This is a genomic window from Vibrio sp. SNU_ST1, from assembly GCF_030563405.1.
In the GTDB taxonomy this organism is placed as follows: Bacteria; Pseudomonadota; Gammaproteobacteria; order Enterobacterales; family Vibrionaceae; genus Vibrio.
This window is the reverse complement of sequence record NZ_CP130748.1, coordinates 124291-147397: the sequence shown is the minus strand read 5'-3', so window position 1 is coordinate 147397 and position 23107 is coordinate 124291. Positions and strand designations below refer to the sequence as shown.

The following is a 23107-nucleotide window of genomic DNA, read 5'->3' as shown; positions in this document are numbered from 1 at the left end:
ACCGAGGGAACCAAACCATTAGGTTCAACTTCTTCAGTTTACGAATTAGATACCATATTGAGCGCGGTACGCTTTTACAGATTCTAGATGTGCTGCGTCGGTGCCTTTCTCTTCAAGGAATGTCACCAGGTCAGTCAAACTAACGATTGAGATAATCGCACAACCGAAGTCACGCTCTACTTCTTGAATCGCAGACAATTCACCTTTGCCCTTCTCTTGACGGTCAATCGCAACAAGTACGCCCGCTAAGTCAGCGCCGTTTGCTTGGATGATTTCCATCGACTCACGGATTGCAGTACCTGCAGTGATCACGTCATCCACTAGCATGATGCGACCTTCAAGTTCGCTACCGACTAGGTTGCCACCTTCACCGTGGTTCTTTGCTTCTTTACGGTTGAAGCAATAAGGCGTGTCCACATCGTGGTGATCAGCAAGTGCAACCGCTGTTGTTGTTGCGATTGGGATACCTTTGTATGCAGGGCCAAATAGTACATCGAACTCAATACCCGAATCAGCCAATGCTGCTGCGTAGAAGCGACCTAAGCGTGCAAGGTCACGACCTGTATTAAACAATCCAGCATTGAAGAAGTAAGGGCTCTTACGGCCAGACTTTAAAGTAAACTCACCAAACTTAAGTACTTCTTTCTCTAGTGCAAATTCAATAAATTCACGTTGATATGCTTTCATGTTTTTCCTCTACGTTTATTCAATAAAACTTAACTTACGCTCTGCACTACCCTTTCGAGTTTTACAGACAAAAAAATAGCCCCCAAATTGGGAGCTATCTAGAAACTAATCGGCCAACGCAGCTTTCTGCGCTTCGACGATATCGGTAATGCCCTTATTTGCCAGGGCTAAAAGCTGCATCAGCTCTTCGTGGCTGAACGGTTCGCCTTCTGCGGTGCCTTGAATCTCAATCATCTTACCGTCTTCCGTCATTACAACGTTCATGTCGGTATCGGCTGCTGAGTCTTCAACGTACTCAAGGTCACACAGTGCTTGTGCACCAACGATGCCCACTGAAACTGCCGCTACGTGGCCTTTCATTGGGTTCTTTTTCAGTTTACCGCTTGCTAGTAAGCTGTTGATAGCGTCAGCCATTGCAACGCTTGCACCTGAAATAGAAGCAGTACGAGTACCGCCGTCAGCTTGGATAACATCACAATCGACAGTGATCATGATTTCACCCATTACTTTCAGGTCAACAACAGCACGTAGGCTACGAGCGATCAGACGTTGGATTTCCATCGTGCGACCACCTTGCTTACCGCTCGCCGCTTCACGACGGTTACGAGTGTGCGTTGCACGTGGAAGCATGCCGTATTCAGCCGTTACCCAACCCTTTCCTTGGCCTTTCAACCAACGCGGTACATTTTCTTCTACCGTCGCATTACATAGAACTTTAGTGTTGCCGAACTCAACTAATACAGAACCTTCAGCATAAGCTGTGTAGTTACGAGTAATTTTAATTGGACGAATTTGATCTACAGCGCGGTCATTTGGACGCATTGGTATCTACCTTATTAACAGTCTGAAGTGATTTACTATCGAAAGAGTGCATCACCTAAGAAAGGGGTGAGACAGTTTTGATTGGGGCAAGATTATATAGCAGTTTATCTTTCAAATCTATTGATCGCTAAAAGCTATTTATAACGAAAAGCTACAAGCTTCGGGTGCAACCCGTATCGTGATACTATGCGTGCGCGTTATTTTCAGAATGATAAAAGACAGGAAAATTCGATGATTTATAGTATGACCGCGTATGCACGCAAAGAAGTAAAAGGCGATTGGGGCAGCGCAGTATGGGAAATCCGTAGTGTAAACCAACGCTACCTAGAAACTTACTTCCGTATGCCTGAACAGTTCCGTGGTTTAGAGCCAATCTTACGTGAACGTTTCCGTAAGCGTCTAGCGCGCGGCAAGGTTGAATGTAACCTTCGCTTCGAAGCAAACCCAGCAGCGAAAGGCGAACTAAGCATTAATGAAGGTTTAGCTCAGCAAGTAATTAATGCTGCTAACCAAGTTATGACGATGACGGGTGAAGACAGCCGTTTGAACCCATTCCAAATCATGAATTGGCCTGGTGTAATGGAAACGCCAGAACAAGACATGGATGCCATCAACAAAGATCTACTTGAAGCATTCAACGATGCCATCGCAGAGTTCATTGATGCTCGTGCTCGTGAAGGCGAAAACATGAAGGCGCTAATCGTACAGCGCTTAGATGCAATCACTGAAGAAGTCGTGAAAGTTCGTGCACGCATGCCTGAAATCCTAGAATGGCAGCGTGAGCGTCTTCTTACCAAATTTGAAGATGCGAAAATTGAGCTTGAAGGTTCTCGTGTTGAGCAAGAGCTTATCCTACTCGCCCAGAAGTCAGACGTAGCAGAAGAGCTAGACCGTCTAGACTCTCACGTGAAAGAAGCGAATGTAGTACTGAAGAAAGGTGGCGCTTGTGGCCGTAAGCTTGACTTCATGATGCAAGAGTTCAACCGTGAGTCAAACACGTTAGCGTCTAAGTCTATCAGTACAGACATCACAGCATCGGGCGTAGAGCTCAAAGTTCTTATCGAACAGATGCGTGAGCAAATTCAGAACATTGAATAATCTGGATTAACAAGACTGCCCTTAAAGCCTCTGAACATTCAGAGGCTTTTTTTTAGGTTATGTACCGTCCTAAATATGGTTGACACATTTCCAACATGAAATTGGAGAGTGTCATGAAAACAACAAGTAGACGTACTCAACGAGATTATTCTCTTGCCTTTAAATTGGCAGTCGTAAGCCAAGTTGAAAAAGGCGAAATGACTTATAAGCAAGCTCAAGAACGTTATGGGATCCAAGGTCGCTCTACCGTTTTAGTTTGGCTTCGCAAACATGGTCAACTAGATTGGTCTAAAGGAATAGAACAATCGAGAGCGTTAGGAGCGACTATGTCAAACTCTTCCTCAACTCAAACCCCAGAGCAACGAATCAAAGAACTCGAGCAGCAATTAGAAGAAACTCAGCTCAAAGCTGAGTTCTTTGAAGCGGTTGTAAAAGTCATGGATCGAGATTTCGGAGTCCGAATTTCAAAGAAGCGCAAGGCCGAGTTATTAAGGAAAAAACGGTCAGAAAGTTGACCGTTACTAAAGCTTGTCACTTCATAGGTATTACACGACAAGCTTTCTACAAGCGCTGTGTTGCAGAAATTCATCAGACAAAGAAAGATGAATATGTGCTCGGTTTTGTGAAGGAGCAAAGGATGATGCATCCTCGAATAGGGGCTCGTAAGATCAAGTATTTACTTGCTCAGAACGATATTGAAATCGGGCGAGACCGCTTATTCTCTCTGCTGAGAGTGAATCGATTATTAGTACAGAATCGAAGGGCTTACCATCGAACCACAAACAGTAATCATCGCTTTTACTGCCATCCAAATCGAATCAAAGAAGGCTTAATACCGGAAGGACCGGAGCAATTATGGGTTGCCGATATTACTTATCTAGCAACGCGGCGTGGTAGTACTTATCTCAGTTTAGTGACGGACGCTTACTCAAGAAAAATCGTGGGCTATCACATAAGTGATGATATGAAAGCTCACACGGTCAAGCAGGCCTTTTTAAACGCGCTGAAAGGGCGGAAGAATACAGGTGAGCTTGTCCATCACTCAGATAGAGGTGTTCAGTACTGCTCTGTTGAATACCAAGAGTTGCATCGACAGTATGGTGTATCTTGCTCAATGACTGATGGCTATGACTGTTATCAGAATGCGTTGGCAGAGAGGGTCAACGGAATATTGAAGATGGAGTATCTGTTGAATAAGCCTAATGATTTAGATGAAGCAAAGAAAATGGTCGCTGAATCAGTAAAAATCTATAATGAATATAGGCCTCACACAGCTCTAAAATACAAAACGCCCGATGAAGTACATCGAGCGTTTTAGTCAATCAAGTGTCAACCCATATCAGGACGGGTCATTAAACAATCCACCTATAAAACATGCTTAAGCTTACGTACTCTTTTCCACAACTTAGGGTCCGCTTTGGTGACTAAGATTCCCCCCAGTAGTGGGATCATAAGTAACACTGAAATCAACGAGATACTGTTCCCAGCAAACCAGGTAGATAGGGTCAGTGCGATTAGCGGGAAGAACAGAAAACAGATGGATGCCGTAAACGGGCTCGATACTTGTCCGAGCTTAAAGTAAGCCACAATTCCGCCGACACTCGCAAACAACCCTAGGTACACTACCGCTCCGATCGCTTTCCTTGAATAGCCCGTAATATCAGGCTGCTCGACGACCAATGAAACCAGCAATAAACAGATCGAAGCGATAAGACTCGGTACTGCGTTGTAGGTTAAAACTGGTACACCTTTACAGAACTTCTCGACCAAAACATACATCACAGCGTGAATAGCTACAGCTCCTCCAAGAGCCCCAAAACCCAGTAAGTAGTCTTGCCCACCGAGACTCATCTCAGTAGACAAAATTAAAACCAGACTCAGTACCGCGGTGAATAAGCCTGCCAGTTGTATGTTGGTTAATCTCAATCCTAGAAACAGTCTCGACATCACCATCACAGCAATCGGCATGTTGGCAAAAATAATTGATGCCAAGCCAGACGATATGTATTGCTCACCAAAGATCATCAAGGTAAACGGAATCGCAAAGTAGAAAACCGCGACCACCAACATCCAGTACTGCTGCCCTTTAGGGAAAAACAGCGGCTGCTTCAAGTGTTTGGCCAACATGACCAGTATTGGTGCAGCAATCAGAAAGCGTAGTCCAGTAGCAAAAATCGGTGGAATGCTCTCCACTGCAATCTCCATAGCCAACCACGTTGTACCCCAAATCAAGCACACTGAAGAAAATAGCAATGCAGTCAAAGTTCTATGCGTCATGAGAACCTCCTAGCAACGTGCTTTTAGGGAAGGATGTGAAAAGCGTAATAGAGAGAGCCGCCACGCAGGCAAGCACCTTAGTCATTGATGTAAAGTTCATAATCTTATTTCCATAACAATCCAGTGTAAATAGCTGGCTATTTACACAAAATGTTTAAATACACGGAGAGCGTGTAGATAAATTGATGCGAGTTATCGCAGAGGAATTAAGATTGAAAAATTGGGGGGCGATAGCGTGAACGACTATCAGCATTGGAATAAAGAGCTACATAAGGTGTGGTGTTATACGTATATAGCGGAGGAGGAGATAGGTGTAAACCTACACCCAATAGTGCACTACCCATTGATGGCAGATGGACACAACACTGCTTTTCAAAACATGAACCACCCGGCTTGCAGCAACCTTGAGCTGGCTTTTGGGTAATGGTGGGGGCTGTGTAGCAAGTATCGAGTTCGATAAGCTGAAAAGTAACGGAACTTTGTTGCTCTATAGGGTAGCTAGGGGAAACTTCGGAGCGAGCGACATCAATAGATAGCACTGTCGCTATCAGCACAATGAGCAGCATACAAATTGTGGATGTGTAATGGCTTTGCATCTCGAACCCTATAAAAAACTGTGAGTTGAAGATAGCGAGATTAAAAGCACTAAACAATGACTCTGTTAGAGCTTTACATAACTTTACTCATCAACGACGAGCAGGTAAATCTGTTCTTTGAGGAATGAAACTCGATGAATTCAGACATAGCGACGCCAATCATGAACAAAGGTTTTTCAGACAAGGAATAGAAATAACGAACTTTTTAATTCTATGTAACTAGCTATAAGCAATAGTAGTCGCGTCATTCACATTACTAGGGGTAATAGAAAAATAGAGATTAAATATAATAAGAAGTGGGGGTATTTCGAGAAAGCTAAGAGGGGATGTTTAAAGGAGAAAGTGGCGCAAGTTGCTATTGCAACTTGCGCCGACTTAAAATCTTATAGAGCTACAACGTTTGCAGCTTGAAGACCTTTTTGGCCTTGCTCTACTTCGAAAGACACTTGTTGGCCTTCTTTAAGAGTCTTGAAACCTTCAGATGCGATAGCACGGAAGTGAACGAATACGTCAGCGCCGCCGTTGTCTTGAGTTAGGAAACCGAAACCTTTCTCTTCGTTAAACCATTTTACTACGCCGTTTGTTTTGTTAGACATGATGTGTCCCTTATATAAAAATAAAAAATTAATCGCCAAAAGTGCGATGCGCTGAAAGCTTGAATTATTTAATGTATCTATGAAGCCAAGGGAAACACTGAGAATAACAATGAAGCAATACTAAGGGTTTTACTTTACAACTGGATGTTTCATTTAATAACTCTGAAAACAGAGCGACGCCATTCTTGGTGATCTGGGCCGGGTTGTAAAGCTTTATTTGAAAAAAAAGTGATGTTTTTTTGTTCACTTGGGTTCTATTAAAACCCAGCAACGTCATTAAGCTCATTTATAACGCTTTGATCTTAAGAAATTTACTCATCCGGCTGCTTGGTTCGAAGATCCACATATGGCCAGTAATGGTGCCCTACTCGAATCAAAAGTGTTGCTGCGGCTAAGATAAATGCTGCGGCAGACAACCATACTATCAATACCGCATCCAACTCTTTCATACCTAAAGTGATGTAACGGGCTATTGCCATCATCGCAATGTAGATCGGGTATCGCACCGGGATCTTACCATTCATCACAAACTGCTGAACCATCGCCAACACTTCCAAGTAAATAAACATCAGAAGAATGTCGGTCAGTTGTACTCGGCGTTCAGCGAAGACATGCATAAATTCTTCGACCATCGCAAACAAAGTCGCAAGCGTAATCGCCACTAGCAATACCGCTTCCATAATGTGAAATACTTTTAAAAACGGCTTACTAAAAGATTTAGGTAAGTGAGAAGGCATAGTCACTCTTCAAAAAATAATTAATCCAGTCTCTACAATAGCATGCATCAATATAAGTCGCGTACTCTCAAGTTTAGGATAACGCCATCAATTAAGCGTGGCTAAACAAGCAACAGATACAAAAATGGCCCCACAGTCACTGCAGAGCCACCTGTCTTTTACTTAGCCACTCTCTAGTGGCTAACTAACCTTACAACAGAATCAGATAAGTTAAGAACACTACACACAGCCCGTAGATCAATGGGTGCACTTCTTTGCGCTTACCTGCAACAACCATTGTGAATGCGTAGCTGATGAAGCCCATCGCCATGCCGTTTGCTGGAGAGAAGCTCAGTACAGTGAACATGATGGTGAAGAATGCTGCAATGCGTGACTCTTTCTTTTCCCAGTTAATCTGACCAAGGCGACCCACCATGTAGATGCCAACTACAACCATCGCAGGTGCAACCATTGCCGCTGAGAAAATAGAGAAGATTGGGTATAGGAACAGTGAGATTAAGAACAGACCAGCCACCATGACCGCAGCTAAGCCCGTTTTCGCCCCTTGAGAAGACGCAATACCAGATTCAGAGAAAGCAGTAATCGATGTGGTACCAAGAATCGAACCAATCACAGTACCGCCCGCATCAGCCACTAGCGCCGATTTTGCGTTCGGCACTTTACCGTCTTTGTCGATGATACCTGCATCGCGGCCAACACCCACAATCGTGCTCAAGCCATCAAAGAAATCGACAATCAAGAAGATAAGTACGATGAACAGTAGGTCGAACATTTTCTCAGGGGTGAAAGCTGAAAAATCAAAGATAGCGCCAAAACTACCTGCCATACTTGGTGGCATTGAAACGAATTGATCAGGGATTGGGGCGTTTGACGTGCCCATGAATACATCAGCAAGGACGGTCAGTACGATAGCCGAAACGAACGAGATAAACGTTGCTAACTTGATGTCACGAACCATACAGCCCAGCGCAATAAAGATACTCACATAAGCGATGATCACCTTCGGATCTGAGATATCACCTAAACCAACCAGCACGAACGGGTTAGAAACGATGATACCCGCATTCTTAAGGCCTAAGAAAGCAATGAACAAGCCGAGAGAGACAGTAATCGCCAGCTTCAAATCTTCAGGAATCGATTCAATCATCGACTTACGAATATTGGTCAATGAGAAAGCAAGATAAAGGATACCCGATAGGAAGATGCCAAATAGCGCTTCATTCCACAGTACCGCCACCGAACCACTTAACAGCAGGCCTTTGAAGAATCCGTTCATACTCATGCCCGGAGCCAGCATCACTGGGTAGTTACCCCAAATTCCCATGATAAGCGTTGCGATAGCAGCAGAAAGAGCGGTCGCCGTAAAGACTGCACCTTTGTCCATTCCCGGAATACCACCCAAAATTGCTGGGTTCACCGCCAAGATATAACTCATCGCTAAGAAGGTAATAAAACCTGCGTATAGCTCAGTGCTGATCGTGGTCTTTCTCTCTGAGAGTTTGAACATGGTGTCAAGTGAGCCAGATGTCTTCTGGGCTTTCAGGGTGGAGTCGGTATTCACAACAAAACCTATGTATTAAATTAAGAAATTTGAGATTCAAATGCTGTGAGAATAGAGGGGTCTCTACACTAAAAACTGTAGTCACCAAGATAGGCTCGGTAGTAGAAACATCTAGTCCATATCACTAGACATATACAGCATTTAATCGTTTGCGCGGATTGTAAGGATTGAGATTAAAACTTCAACAAATTTTGTTCAGATCACATAAAAAAGTGAAGATGAAGAGTCATTACATTTATACAACGATCCTTATGAAGATCATTTGCCAATAAATAACGATCAAGCCAGTTGTTCTCAATCACCTAAATATGCTACTCTTCGCCTCCATTTTTCTGACCTAATTTTCACCAGTTGCCTCTATTAGTTTTACTTGTGATCCCTTTATAGACGTAACCATCGAAGCATTAATTAGGGTCAGTGCTATCTTTTATAGTGTCGGTTTATCGCCCTCACTCAATCCAACCAACAGTGGAAATATACAGATGGGCAAAGGTACTCTTTACATCGTATCTGCACCTAGTGGCGCAGGTAAGTCGAGCTTGATCTCAGCAATGCTAGAAACCAATCCAACCTACGCAATGAAGGTATCTGTTTCACACACCACTCGCGGTATGCGCCCTGGTGAAGAAAATGGTGTTCACTACCACTTCGTAGAGAAGCATCATTTTGAAGACCTTATTGGTAAAGGTGAGTTCCTAGAATACGCTGAAGTATTCGGCAACTACTACGGTACTTCACGCGTTTGGATTGAAGAAAACCTAGACCGCGGTATCGATGTATTTCTAGATATCGACTGGCAAGGTGCTCGTCAGATCCGTGAACAAATGCCTCAAGCGAAGAGTGTCTTCATTCTTCCACCATCAAATGGTGAGCTCGAGCGTCGTTTGAATGTTCGCGGTCAAGACAGCGACGAAGTTATTGCGAAACGCATGAGCGAAGCAAAATCAGAGATTTCTCACTATGCAGAATATGATTATGTGATCGTGAATGATGACTTTGATGCAGCCCTAATGGACTTCAGAGCTATCATTCGTGCGGAGCGCTTAAAAGAAGATAAGCAAGCAGCTAAATACAGCGGCATGCTTACAGCACTACTAGCGGAATAATCTAGAACTGGATTTTCCATTGAGATAAGTATACGGTGAACTAGAAAGTCTCTAGTTAAACTTGTATACTTTCTCGTCATCAAAAATTTATTAGTTAATTACTATTTGGAGTCCTCATGGCACGCGTAACTGTTCAAGACGCTGTTGAAAAAGTTGGCAACCGTTTCGACCTAGTTCTTATTGCGGCTCGCCGCGCACGTCAAATGCAAACTGGCGGCAAAGATTCACTAGTGCCTGAAGAAAACGATAAGCCAACGGTTATCGCTCTTCGCGAAATCGAAGAAGGTCTTATCACTAAAGACGTACTAGATGCTCGTGAGCGTCAAGAGCAACAAGAGCAAGAAGCGGCTGAGCTTGCAGCAGTAAGCAGCATCGCTCACACTCGATAGCTCATATTCGCTGATAGAATCAACGTCATTCGAACTAATTAACCTTCCGGGCCTTTAATTTGTATCTATTCGATAGCCTCAAAGACGTTGCCCAAGAATACCTAACAGAGCCTCAAGTTGAGGCTCTGCGTCAATCTTATGTGGTAGCGAGAGACGCCCATGAAGGGCAAACCCGTTCAACGGGTGAACCATACATTATCCACCCTGTAGCTGTTTCAAGAATCCTGGCAGAAATGCGTCTGGATATCGAAACTCTGCAAGCAGCCCTACTCCACGATGTAATTGAAGATACTGAAGTTACAAAAGAGGAGCTAGAAGCTCAATTCGGCAATACCGTTGCTGAACTGGTTGATGGTGTATCTAAGCTGGATAAGCTTAAATTTCGTGATCGCAAAGAAGCGCAAGCAGAGAACTTCCGTAAGATGGTTCTCGCTATGGTGCAAGACATCCGCGTTATCTTGATCAAATTAGCTGACCGTACTCACAACATGCGTACGCTTGGGGCACTCCGTCCTGATAAGAAGCGTCGTATTGCTCGTGAAACCCTAGAGATTTATTCTCCGCTAGCTCACCGTCTTGGTATTCATAACATCAAGACAGAACTAGAAGAGCTGGGCTTCGAAGCCCTTTATCCTAACCGTTATCGCGTCCTGAAAAACGTAGTGAAAGCTGCGCGTGGTAACCGTAAGGAGATGATTCAACGTATCCATAGCGAAATCGAAGGCCGCCTTGAAGAAGTCGGTTTGCCTGCTCGCGTACTTGGTCGTGAAAAGAATCTGTTCTCCATCTATAACAAGATGAAAACAAAAGAGCAGCGCTTTCACACCATTATGGACATCTACGCTTTCCGCGTCGTGGTTGATACACCAGATACTTGCTATCGCGTACTTGGTCAGGCCCACAGCCTGTACAAGCCTCGTCCTGGCCGCATGAAAGACTATATTGCGGTACCGAAAGCCAACGGCTACCAATCTCTGCACACGTCAATGATCGGCCCTCATGGGGTGCCAGTTGAGGTCCAGATCCGTACTGAGGATATGGAGCAAATGGCAGATAAAGGTGTCGCGGCGCACTGGTCTTACAAAGGCAATGGCTCACGCAGTAGCAACGGCACAACCGCGCAGGTTAAAGCACAACGTTGGATGCAGAGCTTACTTGAGCTGCAACAAAGCGCAGGTAACTCATTCGAATTCATTGAAAACGTTAAATCTGATCTGTTCCCAGATGAGATCTTCGTATTCACGCCGAAAGGTCGCATTGTCGAACTTCCAGCAGGCGCAACAGCAGTCGATTTTGCTTACGCGGTACATACCGACGTCGGCAACATGTGTGTCGGTGCTCGTGTAGACATGAACCCTTACCCACTCAGCAAATCGCTGAAGAATGGCCAAACTATTGAGATCATCAGTGCTCCGGGCGCACGCCCGAACGCAGCATGGCTCAACTATGTAGTGACCTCACGTGCGCGTACGAAGATCCGTCAGGTTCTGAAAACGATGCGTCGTGAAGAGTCGATTACCCTTGGCCGTCGTCTACTGAACCATGCACTTGGTGAACACTCTATTGCCGATGTCGGTCAAGAGAATATCGAACATGTATTGTCTGATCTACGTCTCGAGAACATTGAAGACTTGCTAGCGTCGATTGGTCTTGGTGAACTGATGAGTATCGTTATTGCTCGTCGTTTATTGGGTGATGCTGACGAACTGACTGAAGTGGCAAATAACAGCGATACGTCTAGGAAGAAATTACCTATCCGTGGTGCTGAAGGCCTATTACTGACGTTCGCTAACTGTTGTCACCCGATTCCAGATGATCACATTATTGCTCATGTATCTCCAGGTCGTGGTCTTGTGGTGCACCGTGAAACGTGCCCTAACGTTCGTGGTTACCAAAAAGAACCAGATAAATACATGGCGGTTGAATGGTCTGATGATTACAACCAAGAGTTCACAGCTGAACTTCAAGTCGAATTGCAGAACCATCAAGGTGCACTGGCTGAGTTAACTAACGTTATCTCGAAAACAGGCTCGAACATTCACGGAATCTCAACCGAAGAACGTGATGGACGCCTGTACACAGTGACAATCTTGCTGACCACCAAAGATCGTGTTCATTTAGCGAGTATTATGAAGAAGCTACGTGTGATGCCACACGCGCTCAAAGTAAGACGTCGCAAGAACTAACGTTCGAACTTATTGGCAACTTTGCTAAGAATTGAAATCCCCTTGATGCTTTATCGCTTAAGGGGATTTTTTATGGCTGCAATCCTAGGATTTCCCTAGCTTGATTCCATTCCTGCCTGTACAAAAATCCAGTAAAATGCTTGAATAGATTATCTCTCTTACGTTTATGAGCCTTGTTATGTCACAGCTTTTATCTGCTATCCCTCTCAACTCTTTGTCTGGAGTCGGCGCAAAAGTCGCAGAGAAACTGGAAAAGGTTGGGCTTAACAATGTACAAGACCTGCTGTTTCACCTCCCTTTGCGCTATGAAGATCGAACTCGTATCTATCCCATCGTAAAGCTGCATGCCGGGCTGTGGGCTGCTGTACAAGGTAAGGTGATGCATGTTGATACCATTTTCGGTAAACGTAAGATGCTCGCAGTAAAGATCAGCGATGGTAACGGCACGATTACCCTGCGCTTTTTCAACTTCACCGCCGGTATGAAGAATAACTTTGCAGAAGGCAAACAGGTACACGCCTACGGTGAAATCAAACGCGGTAATATGGGACTGGAGATCGTCCATCCTGACTACAAGTTTTTTGCACCAAGGCAGCAACCAGACGTTGAAGCCAATCTGACTCCAGTGTATCCAACCACCGAAGGGCTAAGACAAGTCACGCTGCGTAACCTTACCGATCAAGCTCTAGAGTTAATCGACAAGGCCGCGGTTAATGAGCTTTTACCATCAGGTTTATACGACCACCAAATTACCCTCGCACAAGCACTGCATACCATTCACAGGCCGCCCCCGGGCATTAACCTAGAGCTGTTTGATGAAGGTAAACACCCAGCTCAACTACGACTAATTATGGAAGAGCTACTGGCTCAAAACCTGTCGATGTTGTCGGTTCGTAGCAAAGGGCAGCAAGACAAGGCGATGCCTTTTCCTCCAGTGAATACTCTGAAAGATAAGTTGTTGGCTCAGCTGCCGTTTTCACCTACCAATGCTCAAGCACGCGTAACCCAAGAGATCGAAGCTGATTTGGAAAAACCGCACCCAATGATGCGTTTAGTTCAAGGCGATGTGGGCTCTGGTAAAACCTTAGTCGCTGCACTGGCGGCGGTTCGCGCACTCGAACACGGTCAACAAGTTGCGCTAATGGCACCCACCGAATTGCTCGCGGAACAACACGCGATCAACTTTGCTAACTGGTTTGAGGCGATGGGCATTCAAGTTGGGTGGCTAGCAGGTAAACTCAAAGGCAAGGCTCGTGAAACTGAACTAACACGTATTGCCAACGGCGAAGCGCAAATGGTGGTGGGAACTCATGCGCTATTCCAAGAGCATGTCGAGTTCAAAAACCTTGGTTTAGTGATCATTGATGAGCAGCACCGATTTGGTGTCCACCAGCGATTAGAGCTTCGTGAGAAAGGCGCAAAGCAAGGCTACTACCCCCATCAGTTGGTGATGACCGCGACCCCAATCCCACGAACGCTAGCCATGACAGCCTATGCCGATCTTGAAACCTCGATTATTGATGAACTGCCACCGGGCCGAACACCAATTCAAACCGTAGCGATTCCTGATACCAAGCGTGATGACATTGTCGAGCGTGTGAAAAATGCGTGTCTCAATGAAGGCAAACAGGCGTATTGGGTGTGCACTCTGATTGATGAATCGGAAGTACTGGAAGCTCAAGCCGCCGCGGATACAGCAGAAGAGCTGCAACGTAAACTCCCTGATGTGAAAATTGGGCTAGTGCATGGCCGAATGAAGCCCGCCGAGAAACAAGCGGTGATGCAGGAATTCAAAGAAAACAAACTGCACCTGTTGGTCGCGACTACCGTGATTGAAGTCGGTGTGGATGTACCGAATTCGAGCTTAATGATCATCGAGAACCCAGAACGTCTTGGCCTAGCGCAACTGCACCAACTGCGTGGCCGTGTTGGCCGTGGTTCGGTCGCAAGCCATTGTGTACTGCTGTATCACTCCCCACTCTCTAAAACCGCTCAGAAGCGCTTAGGGGTACTACGTGAAAGTAATGATGGTTTTGTGATAGCTCAGCGTGACTTAGAGATCCGTGGCCCCGGTGAGCTGCTTGGTACCAAGCAAACGGGATTGGCCGATTTTAAGATTGCCGACTTGGTTCGTGACCACCGCCTGATTCCAGAAGTACAGCGTATTGCTCGTCATATTCACGATAGCTACCCAGATAATGCCAAGGCGATCATCAACCGCTGGCTAGGCGAGCGCGATGTTTACTCTAAGGCGTAGTTAACACTGAGACCGCATTCAAACGTAAAAAAGCTTCCTCAAGGAAGCCTTTTTTGGTGTGCGTTACTTTCATCAAGCAAGGGCGAGGATCTCTATACAGGTCCCCAACTCCCAATAGTATTTAAGGCTTCACAGGGAAACTGATCTGCGCCTTCAAGCCACCTTCACTGCGGTTATTAACCACCACGGCACCTTGGTGTTGGCTGACAATACGTTTGACGATCGCCAAGCCTAAACCGGTACCTTCACTGCCACGAGCGGTATCACCACGCGTGAACGGTTCAAACAATTTACCGACTTGGTCTTGCGGAATCCCCGGGCCATTATCTTCTACCGTCACCCAAGCTAACTTGTTATCCGCCGTCATACCAGTCGATACTTTGACCCAGCCATTACCATAACGTAGCGCATTCACCACCAAATTACTCACTGCACGCTTCATCGCGATCGGGTTACCCAACGCAGGTTTCATGGTTTCTGGAATATCGGTTTCAATCTGGACCTCATAGCCACCTTCAGAGCTAGAGACCTCGCGCGCAATATCATCGACAAATACCGCCTGGAATGAGTCTCGGTCAACAGGCTTTAGGTAATCCATAAACTGACTGATGATCTCATTACACTCTTCAGTATCACTGATGATCCCTTCCGCTAGATAACTGTCTTCTGGCGACATCATCTCGGTCGCCAAGCGAATACGCGTGAGTGGTGTACGCAGATCATGGCTGATACCCGCCATTAGTAGGGCTCTATCTTCTTCGAGTTCTTGAATGCCTTTCGACATCTGATTAAAGGCTCGAGTTACCGAGCGAATCTCTTGTGCACCTTGTACTGGTAAGGGCGGTGGAATATCACCTCGCCCAACGCCTTGCGCGGCTTTCTCTAGGGCTATCAACGGCCGATTTTGCAAGCGGATAAACAGCCAACCACCAGCAACAATCAACAACGCCATGATCAGACTGTTACGAAATAGAGGCGCAAAGTCTTCTTCTTGCAGCTCAGACAGGGGAATACGAATCAAGGAGTTAGGCAACTGCGCAATGTCCATCCACAACACGTAACTTTCTTTGCCCAAAACCAATCGCACTTCGGTTTCAGAGCCGAGCTCTTTGGTCATCTCCTCACTCATCAGGTCTATCGCGACCGCATGATAGTACTCGCCCGACGCTTCACTGTCCTTGGCATGAACCGTCACCCCGAGCTGCTCAAGTACACGCTGACGCAGTGGCGCATCAATCTCGATATCACTGCCTTGGTCCAATACCAAGTTTAGCTCATGTGCCAATATCTTATTAAACTGCTGCAAACTCGGCATCAAAGCGTAGTTAAACACGGCGTAATAAGAAAAAATTTGGCTAGCAACCAGCAGGGTTAAGAAGAGCACTATCGACTGAGTAAAGGAGCTACGTATGCGCATAGAAGACCTAAAGTGAGGGATGATAAAGGGATATAGTGGGAACTATAGCTGTAATACCAATCACAGTAAGTAAATGATCATAAATAGCGCCGGAAAAAGGCTTGAGAACAAGGCTGCAATTTTTGATAAGTAGTTATTTTACAATCAAAATTTCTAACGAAGTTATCGAGCGTTTTAACAAGCTAGGATGAGCAGTTATTTACTACGATTGGTATCTCTCATTGTGCTGAATACAAAACGGGCCATCGCATATTAATGAGATGACCCGTAAATAAAAAATTCTGAATCACAGAACGAGCAAAGCTAGATTACACAGCTTTGCCATCTGGAACGAATACATAACCCAAGCCCCACACCGTTTGGATATAACGAGGTTTACTTGGATCTTCTTCTACTAGACGACGCAAACGCGAAATCTGAACATCGATAGAACGTTCCATCGCTGAATACTCACGGCCACGCGCCATGTTCATCAGCTTATCGCGAGACATTGGCTCACGAGCGTTAGTGACCAGTGACTTCAGAACCGCAAATTCACCAGAGGTAAGAGGCATAGGCTCTTCACCGCGGAACATTTCACGTGTGCCTAGGTTTAGGCGGAACTCACCAAACTCAACCACAGACTCTTCTGTGCTTGGTGCGCCCGGTGCTTCAATCACTTGGCGACGCATTACCGCTTTGATACGAGCAAGCAGTTCACGTGGATTAAATGGTTTTGGCAGGTAATCATCAGCACCCACTTCCAAACCCACAATGCGATCCACTTCGTCACCCTTTGCGGTCAGCATCAGGATAGGTAGCGAGTTGTTTGCGTTTCTTAGACGGCGACAGATCGAAAGACCGTCTTCGCCCGGCAACATTAAATCCAATACCATCAAGTGAAAATTTTCACGGGTTAACAGGCGGTCCATCTGCTCACTGTTTGCCACGCTACGCACTTGAAAGCCTTGCTCTGACAGATAGCGTTCTAGCAGTGCACGTAAACGAGCATCGTCATCGACCACTAAAATTTTGTAGTTTTCTTGCATGTAATGGTTCCACCTATTAAAGCTTAAACCTAAGGTTAAGCATTCTTGGTAAATTGTATATTGGTATAAGACATTAAAAATGTAACATTATTGGGGAAAAAGTCGCCTAAATAATTGTTAACGTATGTTGCCTTTCTATATATTCTATCTTAGATCATCATTTCATTAAGTCAGATTTATGAAAACCAAACTTATCACCCGCGAAGGTTATAACAAGCTCAAAGCAGAACATGACCACTTATGGCACGAGAAGCGTCCTGAAATTACTAAGATAGTCACATGGGCTGCAAGCCTTGGAGATCGTTCAGAAAACGCAGATTACACCTTCAATAAGCGTTTGCTTCGTCAGATTGATCGCCGAGTGCGTTTCCTACGCAAGTTCTTACCTGATGTCACGATCGTGGATTACTCACCGCAACAAGAAGGTAAGGTCTTTTTCGGTGCTTGGGTCGAAATTGAGAATGATGATGGGGAAATTAAGAAGTTTCGTATTGTCGGTCCTGAAGAGATCTACGGCGATGCTAAAGGCTATATCTCTATCGACTCACCAATGGCTAGAGCTCTGCTCAAGAAAGAAGTGGATGACGAATTTACGGTAACCACACCGGAAGGCGACAAAGAGTGGTTCATTAACTCGATTCGCTACGCAGACGACGAATAATCAAACCCAATAAACACTTAGCGATGGGCTGAGTGTTCAAGCAAACCCAAACGCCAGATAAAAGAAAACCCCGCAAGGCTTTCGCCTAGCGGGGTTAAGTCTCTATCGCAGCAATCCGGCTACTGTTTATCTCTTCGAGATAAGGTGCTCCCTGCATCTGTCCTTGATAGTGGCTAAATCCTTTAACCAATTTCCTTTTTGTTCATCGCCATCCTAGCGGTGTCCATTCTAGCCTGTCATCCTGACTGGCGAATCTCATCCAGAGATTATTACTTCCTTGCTGACCACTCATCCTAAGTAATCAAATCTTCATCCTGAAGATACCTAGTCCATTAGGCTTTTTCCTGTTCCTGCCAACTCCCTGTCGACAAGTTAAATATTACGGTATTTGGGCGAGTTTCCTAGACAGTCCCAAAAAACAATTCAGGTGGGAAATACGCCCACAAACACACAAACAAATAAAATCAGTAACTTAGATTTATTTTAAGGCTATTTCATCGATTTAAAGTGACTTAGTCGCACACCACGTGTGAGAGATCTCGCACAAAGCGGGTATCAGAAACGGAAATTAGACTTCTGACAGGATAATTACACAGCTAAAGCTAGAAAAAGCGTACGCTCACCCCCATGTATTTGTCATGATATTAAATAAGAGATTCATCGGATGAGCCAAGCTATCTGTCGACTGATCGCTGAAGAACTGAATGTTCGTTCAGAGCAAGTCACCGCCGCAGTAAACCTAATTGACGACGGTAACACCGTTCCCTTTATTGCCCGCTACCGTAAAGAAGTCACGGGTGGCTTAGACGATACCCAACTACGTAACCTTGATAGCCGCCTTTCATACCTTCGCGAGCTCGACGATCGTCGCCAAACAATCCTGAAATCGATTCAAGACCAAGGCAAGCTCACGCCAGAACTGGAGCGTGACATCACTCAAGCCGACAGCAAGACTCGCCTAGAAGATCTATACCTGCCATACAAACCAAAGCGTCGTACCAAAGGCCAAATCGCAATCGAAGCAGGCTTAGAGCCACTTGCCGATACACTTTGGAATGAACCACAGCACGATCCTGAAACCGAAGCAGCTAACTTCATCAGCAGCGCTAAAGGCATTGCTGATACTAAAGCCGCACTCGATGGTGCACGTGCAATCGTGATGGAGCGTATTGCAGAAGACGCAAACCTACTTGAAAAAATTCGCCAACATCTAACACGTAACTCTGAACTCGTTTCGCGTGTCGTGGCAGGCAAAGAGCAAGCTGGCGAGAAGTTCAAAGACTATTTCGAACACAACGAAACACTCAACAAAGTGCCTTCTCACCGTGCGCTTGCTATGTTGCGAGGCCGAAATGAAGGCTTCCTAACGCTGGCAATGAATGCAGACCCAGAGCAAGAAGAAGGTGTACGTGGTTCTTACTGCGAGAACATCATCTCTGATCACTACGGTATTACCCTGAGCAGCGCTCCTGCAGATGCATGGCGTAAGCAAGTGATTAGCTGGGCATGGCGCATCAAGGTTTCTATGCACATGGAAACCGAGTTAATGGGCGCGATGAAAGAACGCGGTGAGATCGAAGCGATTGAAGTGTTCGCAACCAACCTTAAAGACCTGCTGATGGCGGCGCCTGCTGGTCCTCGTGCAACTTTGGGCTTGGATCCGGGTTTACGTACTGGTTCGAAAATCGCCGTGGTGGATTCAACTGGTAAGGTTTTGGCAACAGAGACTATTTACCCTCACCCACCTCAAAAGCAATATGACAAATCTGCGCACGTGGTTGAGCAGATGGTTCGCCAGTTCAATGTCGACCTAATTGCGATCGGTAACGGCACGGCTTCACGTGAAACCGACAGCTTTGTGGCTGATGTAATTAAACGCGGCAACCTAAAAGCGCAGAAAATCATTGTTAGCGAAGCAGGCGCATCGGTTTATTCCGCGTCTGAATTAGCAGCAAAAGAATTCCCGAACATGGATGTATCAATTCGTGGGGCGGTGTCTATTGCTCGTCGTCTGCAAGATCCACTGGCAGAACTGGTGAAGATTGACCCTAAATCGATCGGTGTGGGCCAATACCAGCACGATGTTAGCCAAACCATGCTTGCTAAGCGCCTAGATGCGATTGTCGAAGACTGTGTAAACGCCGTTGGTGTTGATGTGAATACCGCTTCTGCGGCGCTTCTGACTCGTGTCGCAGGTCTTTCTAGCACCATCGCTCAAAACATCGTCGACTTCCGTGATGAGAATGGTCGTTTTGAAGCGCGCACTACGCTGAAGAAAGTCGCTCGCTTGGGGCCAAAAGCCTTTGAACAGTGTGCTGGCTTTCTGCGTATTATGGATGGTAAAAATCCACTAGACGCATCATCAGTTCACCCAGAAGCTTACCCCGTGGTCAAAAGCATCGCTGAGAAAAACCACAAAGATATTAAATCTCTGGTGGGTAACACAGATTTCTTACGCGGTTTACACGCAATTGATTACACCAATGAAAACTTCGGTGTACCAACGGTAAGCGACATTATCAAAGAGCTCGATAAGCCGGGCCGTGACCCTCGCCCTGAATTTAAGACAGCAACCTTCGCCGATGGCGTTAACAGTGTTTCAGACTTAGAGCCGGGCATGATCTTAGAAGGTGTAGTGTCGAACGTAGCGAACTTTGGTGCCTTCGTTGATATTGGTGTTCACCAAGATGGGTTAGTGCATATTTCAGCGCTGACCGATCGCTTTGTCTCTGACCCACGAGAAGTGGTGAAAGCGGGAGATATCGTGAAAGTGAAGGTCATGGAAGTGGATGTTCAGCGTAAACGTATTGCACTAAGCATGCGCATGAAGGATGAGCCGGGACAAGATAACCGCGCACAACGTTCAAGTGCACCTCGCACACAAAACCGCCCGAACCAAAACTCACAAGGTGGACAACGCCGTCGTGAGGAACCACAACAAAACGCGGCGATGGGTGGAGCATTCGCTGCTGCTTTTGCAAAAGCGAAAAAGTAATCCGTTAGCTCGTCTGCAAAACGGATGTGCTTAAAACAGAAAACCTGCATCCCTTAGGGTATGCAGGTTTTTTTATTATGTGTTCAAAAAAGACATCGAAACTTAGTTGTATTCTTCGTGTTTATACTCAAAATAATTGGGGTTGCAGCTAGGCAACAAGTAAGTTCAGCCCTATGAACATAGGGGTTCTATGTGATTAGGGTGAACTTACGCAGTTAACAACGCTGCAGCTTCAAGTATGAAGAGTATAATTATAATACGACCAGCATCTCTGATGGAGCATGAGGCGCAACAGCATGACCATAATGATATTTTATGACCTTACGTCGTTTCTCCATCTGTCCCTCTTGAATCGCCGCATCTAAAACATGCTTTGGCAGGCGGAAACGCATGGTATAGCCCTTTCCTTGATCAGCACTGTATGTTCTCAGTGCCAATAAGCTGAACAACCTGTCAAAAGAATCTTGTGGCTCTTCATGGCTAACCGAATTGGCCTCTGACTCGTTCTCCATTTCATAACCTGGATGGTCTGAAGGATCCCAAGCCGACTGCTGCCTTCGTTTATCGTCTGATTTTACCTTACGCTCTGCATTGGTTCTCGCCAATGCTACTGCGGGAGCAACAGGCTCTCGGACTCTATTATCACGCGCAACTTGCTCTGTTTGCACATTAACGGACGGGGCGATCAGTGGCACACTTACTGCAGTTGCAGGTGACACAATCATCGCGAACTCTCCTCAAGAATCGCCCATCGCTATTGCCATAACACTGTTGTGCCGAGTAAGCACAACAGGCATAGCCCAACTTACCGCAATCAACTCTGGAGAGAGTTAGGTCTGAGTATCATGCAATTCCTTGGTGTTATACCAATCGTAGTAAATAACTGCTCATCCTAGCTTGCTAAAATGCTCGATAACGGCGTTAGAACTTTTGATTGTAGAATAACTACTTATCAAAAAGCTCTGCCTTGCTCTAAAGCCTTTTTCCTACGCTATTTTTAAACACTTACTTACTGTGAGTGGTATTAGGTTATATATCGACCAATCCGGCAATAAATTTAGTGATTATTTTTGCGCGAAGCTAACCAGTTCACTACAAAAGGCATCGGCTTCTGTCATAAACGGCGCATGTGAAGACTGCGTGAATATATATTGCTCGGTATGAGGCAGCGCTCTACCCAGATCTTTTGCTACCTTGATTGGCACCAATCCATCCAGTCGCCCGTATAAACGCAGCATAGGCACTGAGATCTCCGGCAGCTGTTCACGCAAGTCAACATCAGACAACATCTTTAAGCCGGCCAATAAAGAGTCAGGATTCGGAAGCGGACGAGACAGTACCGCTTGCTTGAGTTGTTTTACATCTTGCCTTGCAGAAGGGCTGCCCATGGCTTGCAGTGCCATAAAGCGCTCAATAGTGGTTTGGAAATCTTCAACTAGCTGTTCGGTGAATGCGCTTAATACGTTTGGTTGAATACCTCGCCATAAAACCGGTTCTTTTGCAGCGGCGAATTTAGGAGAACTGGCAACAGTCACCAATTTGCTTACGTAATCTGAGTGATGCAACGCCATGTGCGTCGCGACCAAACCACCGAGTGACCAACCAACCCAAATAGCCTGCTTAGGAGCTTCGACCAACAGTTGCTGAGCTATCTCTTCAAGATCTTGAGCGTGGCAGTGCGCGCTGTGTCCATACCCAGGAAGGTCAACAACATGCACTCGAAAATCAGCTTCTAGTGCATTGACGGTTTGTTGCCATACCGCACCGTTCATTCCCCAGCCGTGAACCAACACTAAATCAGGCCCCTGCCCAGAAACATGCCAATATAACGTGTCACTCATTCTCGATATTCCCTACTTTTTCCATCAACGATAATCCGCGCTTTTCAGTATTGTGAGTAAAAGGAACACCATAACCCAAAAGCATCACGAGCTATGTTATCCGATTGGCTACAAAAACACACACCGCGTCTGGTCACACCTCAATGCCACCTGTGCAAGCTAGATAAGCTTCCCGACGATGCTCACCCTAGATGGTGCAATTCTTGTCTCAAACTCTTTGAGCCAGTTCCTCGCTGCCAACGATGTGGCTTAAAAACACTGATCACAGTAAAGCAGTGCGGGCAATGTTTATCACAGCCTCCACCTTGGCATCGTCTCTATTGTGTAGGGGACTACACCTTTCCAACGGCAGGTTATATTCAACAAATGAAGTACGCCGATAAGTTTTGGTTTGCACGCGATCTGTCAAAGCTATTGGCTTCACGTATCGAGCATCCTGCTTCGATGATCACCAGTGTCCCTTTGCATTGGCGTCGATATATTCATCGTGGCTTTAATCAAAGTCAGCTGCTCGCTAATTACACAGCTCAAGAAATTGGCGTTAAAGATGAGGTGCTGTTCCGTCGAATTCGCTCAACAGCCTCTCAGCAAGGGCTAACTAAATCCACACGATTACACAATCTAAAGAGTGCTTTTGCGCTTCGAAAACAATATGTTCAAGGAAATCTTCCCTCTCACATCGCGATAATTGATGATGTTGTAACCACTGGCAGTACTGTGTATCAATTATGCCAATTACTACTTGAAGTAGGTGTGAAAAGGATTGATATTTACTGTATCTGCCGCACTCCTGAGCCCTCTGGATAGAAGCTGTGAATCGATACTTGTATAGCAATCCAACAAAAAAGGGCTG

At 45.7% G+C, this 23107-nt stretch carries 20 protein-coding genes and 1 riboswitch; of the genes, 9 read left to right on the top strand and 11 right to left on the bottom strand.

Annotated elements, in window-relative coordinates; genetic code table 11:
• Positions 1 to 45 precede the first annotated feature (45 nt).
• Together pyrE and rph are read right to left on the bottom strand one after the other, a co-directional pair.
• Positions 46 to 687 (bottom strand): orotate phosphoribosyltransferase, encoded by a 642-nt coding sequence (pyrE, locus tag Q5H80_RS00680; protein WP_004735727.1) that lies wholly within the window; start codon positions 685 to 687, stop codon positions 46 to 48.
• A 105-nt stretch (positions 688 to 792) separates the two neighbouring features.
• The gene (rph, locus tag Q5H80_RS00675) at positions 793 to 1509 is read right to left on the bottom strand and encodes a ribonuclease PH (RefSeq protein ID WP_004735726.1); all 717 of its coding nucleotides are present in this window, start codon (positions 1507 to 1509) and stop codon (positions 793 to 795) included.
• 231 nt (positions 1510 to 1740) lie between these two features.
• On the opposite strand from rph, the gene Q5H80_RS00670 reads away from it, so the two are divergent.
• Entirely contained in the window at positions 1741 to 2607 is an 867-nt protein-coding gene (locus Q5H80_RS00670; RefSeq protein ID WP_304566377.1) for a YicC/YloC family endoribonuclease, read from the top strand.
• A 113-nt stretch (positions 2608 to 2720) separates the two neighbouring features.
• A protein-coding gene (locus Q5H80_RS00665; protein ID WP_304566376.1) for an IS3-like element ISVisp4 family transposase occupies positions 2721 to 3925 on the top strand; the annotation gives its coding sequence in 2 pieces (ribosomal slippage) (positions 2721 to 3108 and positions 3108 to 3925; 1206 coding nt in all).
• Positions 3926 to 3972: 47 nt separating this feature from the next.
• Here the strand turns inward: Q5H80_RS00665 and Q5H80_RS00660 are convergent.
• From Q5H80_RS00660 to Q5H80_RS00640, 5 genes are all read right to left on the bottom strand, one after another.
• The gene (locus tag Q5H80_RS00660; protein ID WP_304566375.1) at positions 3973 to 4884 is read right to left on the bottom strand and encodes a DMT family transporter; all 912 of its coding nucleotides are present in this window, start codon (positions 4882 to 4884) and stop codon (positions 3973 to 3975) included.
• 206 nt (positions 4885 to 5090) lie between these two features.
• Positions 5091 to 5480 carry a hypothetical protein gene (locus Q5H80_RS00655; protein WP_192889753.1) on the bottom strand — a complete coding sequence of 130 codons (390 nt, stop codon included), beginning with the start codon at positions 5478 to 5480 and terminating at the stop codon, positions 5091 to 5093.
• A gap of 383 nt (positions 5481 to 5863) precedes the next feature.
• On the bottom strand, positions 5864 to 6076 hold the full coding sequence (locus Q5H80_RS00650; RefSeq protein WP_004735656.1) for a cold-shock protein: 213 nt from the start codon (positions 6074 to 6076) through the stop codon (positions 5864 to 5866).
• A 311-nt stretch (positions 6077 to 6387) separates the two neighbouring features.
• Positions 6388 to 6813: a phosphate-starvation-inducible protein PsiE gene (locus Q5H80_RS00645; protein WP_304566368.1), complete on the bottom strand. Its 426-nt coding sequence runs from the start codon at positions 6811 to 6813 to the stop codon at positions 6388 to 6390.
• 190 nt (positions 6814 to 7003) lie between these two features.
• Positions 7004 to 8374 carry an NCS2 family permease gene (locus Q5H80_RS00640; RefSeq protein ID WP_304566366.1) on the bottom strand — a complete coding sequence of 457 codons (1371 nt, stop codon included), beginning with the start codon at positions 8372 to 8374 and terminating at the stop codon, positions 7004 to 7006.
• 58 nt (positions 8375 to 8432) lie between these two features.
• Positions 8433 to 8532, bottom strand: a riboswitch (purine riboswitch).
• Positions 8533 to 8856: 324 nt separating this feature from the next.
• Here Q5H80_RS00640 and gmk point away from each other — a divergent pair.
• The 4 genes from gmk to recG all read left to right on the top strand — a co-directional run bounded on the left by gmk (position 8857) and on the right by recG (position 14312).
• On the top strand, positions 8857 to 9480 hold the full coding sequence (gene gmk, locus Q5H80_RS00635; protein ID WP_048661314.1) for a guanylate kinase: 624 nt from the start codon (positions 8857 to 8859) through the stop codon (positions 9478 to 9480).
• Positions 9481 to 9596: 116 nt separating this feature from the next.
• The gene (gene rpoZ / locus Q5H80_RS00630) at positions 9597 to 9869 is read left to right on the top strand and encodes a DNA-directed RNA polymerase subunit omega (RefSeq protein ID WP_009848003.1); all 273 of its coding nucleotides are present in this window, start codon (positions 9597 to 9599) and stop codon (positions 9867 to 9869) included.
• Between the two features lie 59 nt (positions 9870 to 9928).
• On the top strand, positions 9929 to 12055 hold the full coding sequence (gene spoT / locus Q5H80_RS00625; protein ID WP_304566319.1) for a bifunctional GTP diphosphokinase/guanosine-3',5'-bis pyrophosphate 3'-pyrophosphohydrolase: 2127 nt from the start codon (positions 9929 to 9931) through the stop codon (positions 12053 to 12055).
• Between the two features lie 178 nt (positions 12056 to 12233).
• On the top strand, positions 12234 to 14312 hold the full coding sequence (gene recG / locus Q5H80_RS00620) for an ATP-dependent DNA helicase RecG (RefSeq protein ID WP_304566317.1): 2079 nt from the start codon (positions 12234 to 12236) through the stop codon (positions 14310 to 14312).
• Positions 14313 to 14433: 121 nt separating this feature from the next.
• Here the strand turns inward: recG and envZ are convergent, their stop codons facing one another.
• Complete coding sequence (gene envZ / locus Q5H80_RS00615) at positions 14434 to 15729, bottom strand: two-component system sensor histidine kinase EnvZ (RefSeq protein ID WP_065679086.1); 1296 nt, start codon at positions 15727 to 15729, stop codon at positions 14434 to 14436.
• 308 nt (positions 15730 to 16037) lie between these two features.
• Positions 16038 to 16757: a two-component system response regulator OmpR gene (gene ompR / locus Q5H80_RS00610; protein WP_009848007.1), complete on the bottom strand. Its 720-nt coding sequence runs from the start codon at positions 16755 to 16757 to the stop codon at positions 16038 to 16040.
• A gap of 178 nt (positions 16758 to 16935) precedes the next feature.
• Between ompR and greB the strand changes: the two genes are divergently transcribed.
• Positions 16936 to 17418, top strand: coding sequence for a transcription elongation factor GreB (gene greB, locus Q5H80_RS00605; protein WP_012603019.1), 483 nt, complete (start codon positions 16936 to 16938; stop codon positions 17416 to 17418).
• Positions 17419 to 18082: 664 nt separating this feature from the next.
• Positions 18083 to 20413, top strand: coding sequence for a Tex family protein (locus Q5H80_RS00600; RefSeq protein WP_304566308.1), 2331 nt, complete (start codon positions 18083 to 18085; stop codon positions 20411 to 20413).
• Positions 20414 to 20664: 251 nt separating this feature from the next.
• On the opposite strand, the gene Q5H80_RS00595 is transcribed toward Q5H80_RS00600, so the two are convergent.
• Positions 20665 to 21138, bottom strand: coding sequence for an ATP-dependent Lon protease (locus Q5H80_RS00595; RefSeq protein WP_304566306.1), 474 nt, complete (start codon positions 21136 to 21138; stop codon positions 20665 to 20667).
• A 339-nt stretch (positions 21139 to 21477) separates the two neighbouring features.
• Entirely contained in the window at positions 21478 to 22254 is a 777-nt protein-coding gene (bioH, locus tag Q5H80_RS00590) for a pimeloyl-ACP methyl ester esterase BioH (protein ID WP_304566304.1), read from the bottom strand.
• Positions 22255 to 22347: 93 nt separating this feature from the next.
• Here bioH and Q5H80_RS21100 point away from each other — a divergent pair, with 93 nt between their 5' ends.
• A complete protein-coding gene (locus Q5H80_RS21100) occupies positions 22348 to 23061 on the top strand; it encodes a ComF family protein (protein ID WP_369809702.1) in 714 nt (237 codons plus the stop codon).
• Positions 23062 to 23107: the final 46 nt, after the last annotated feature.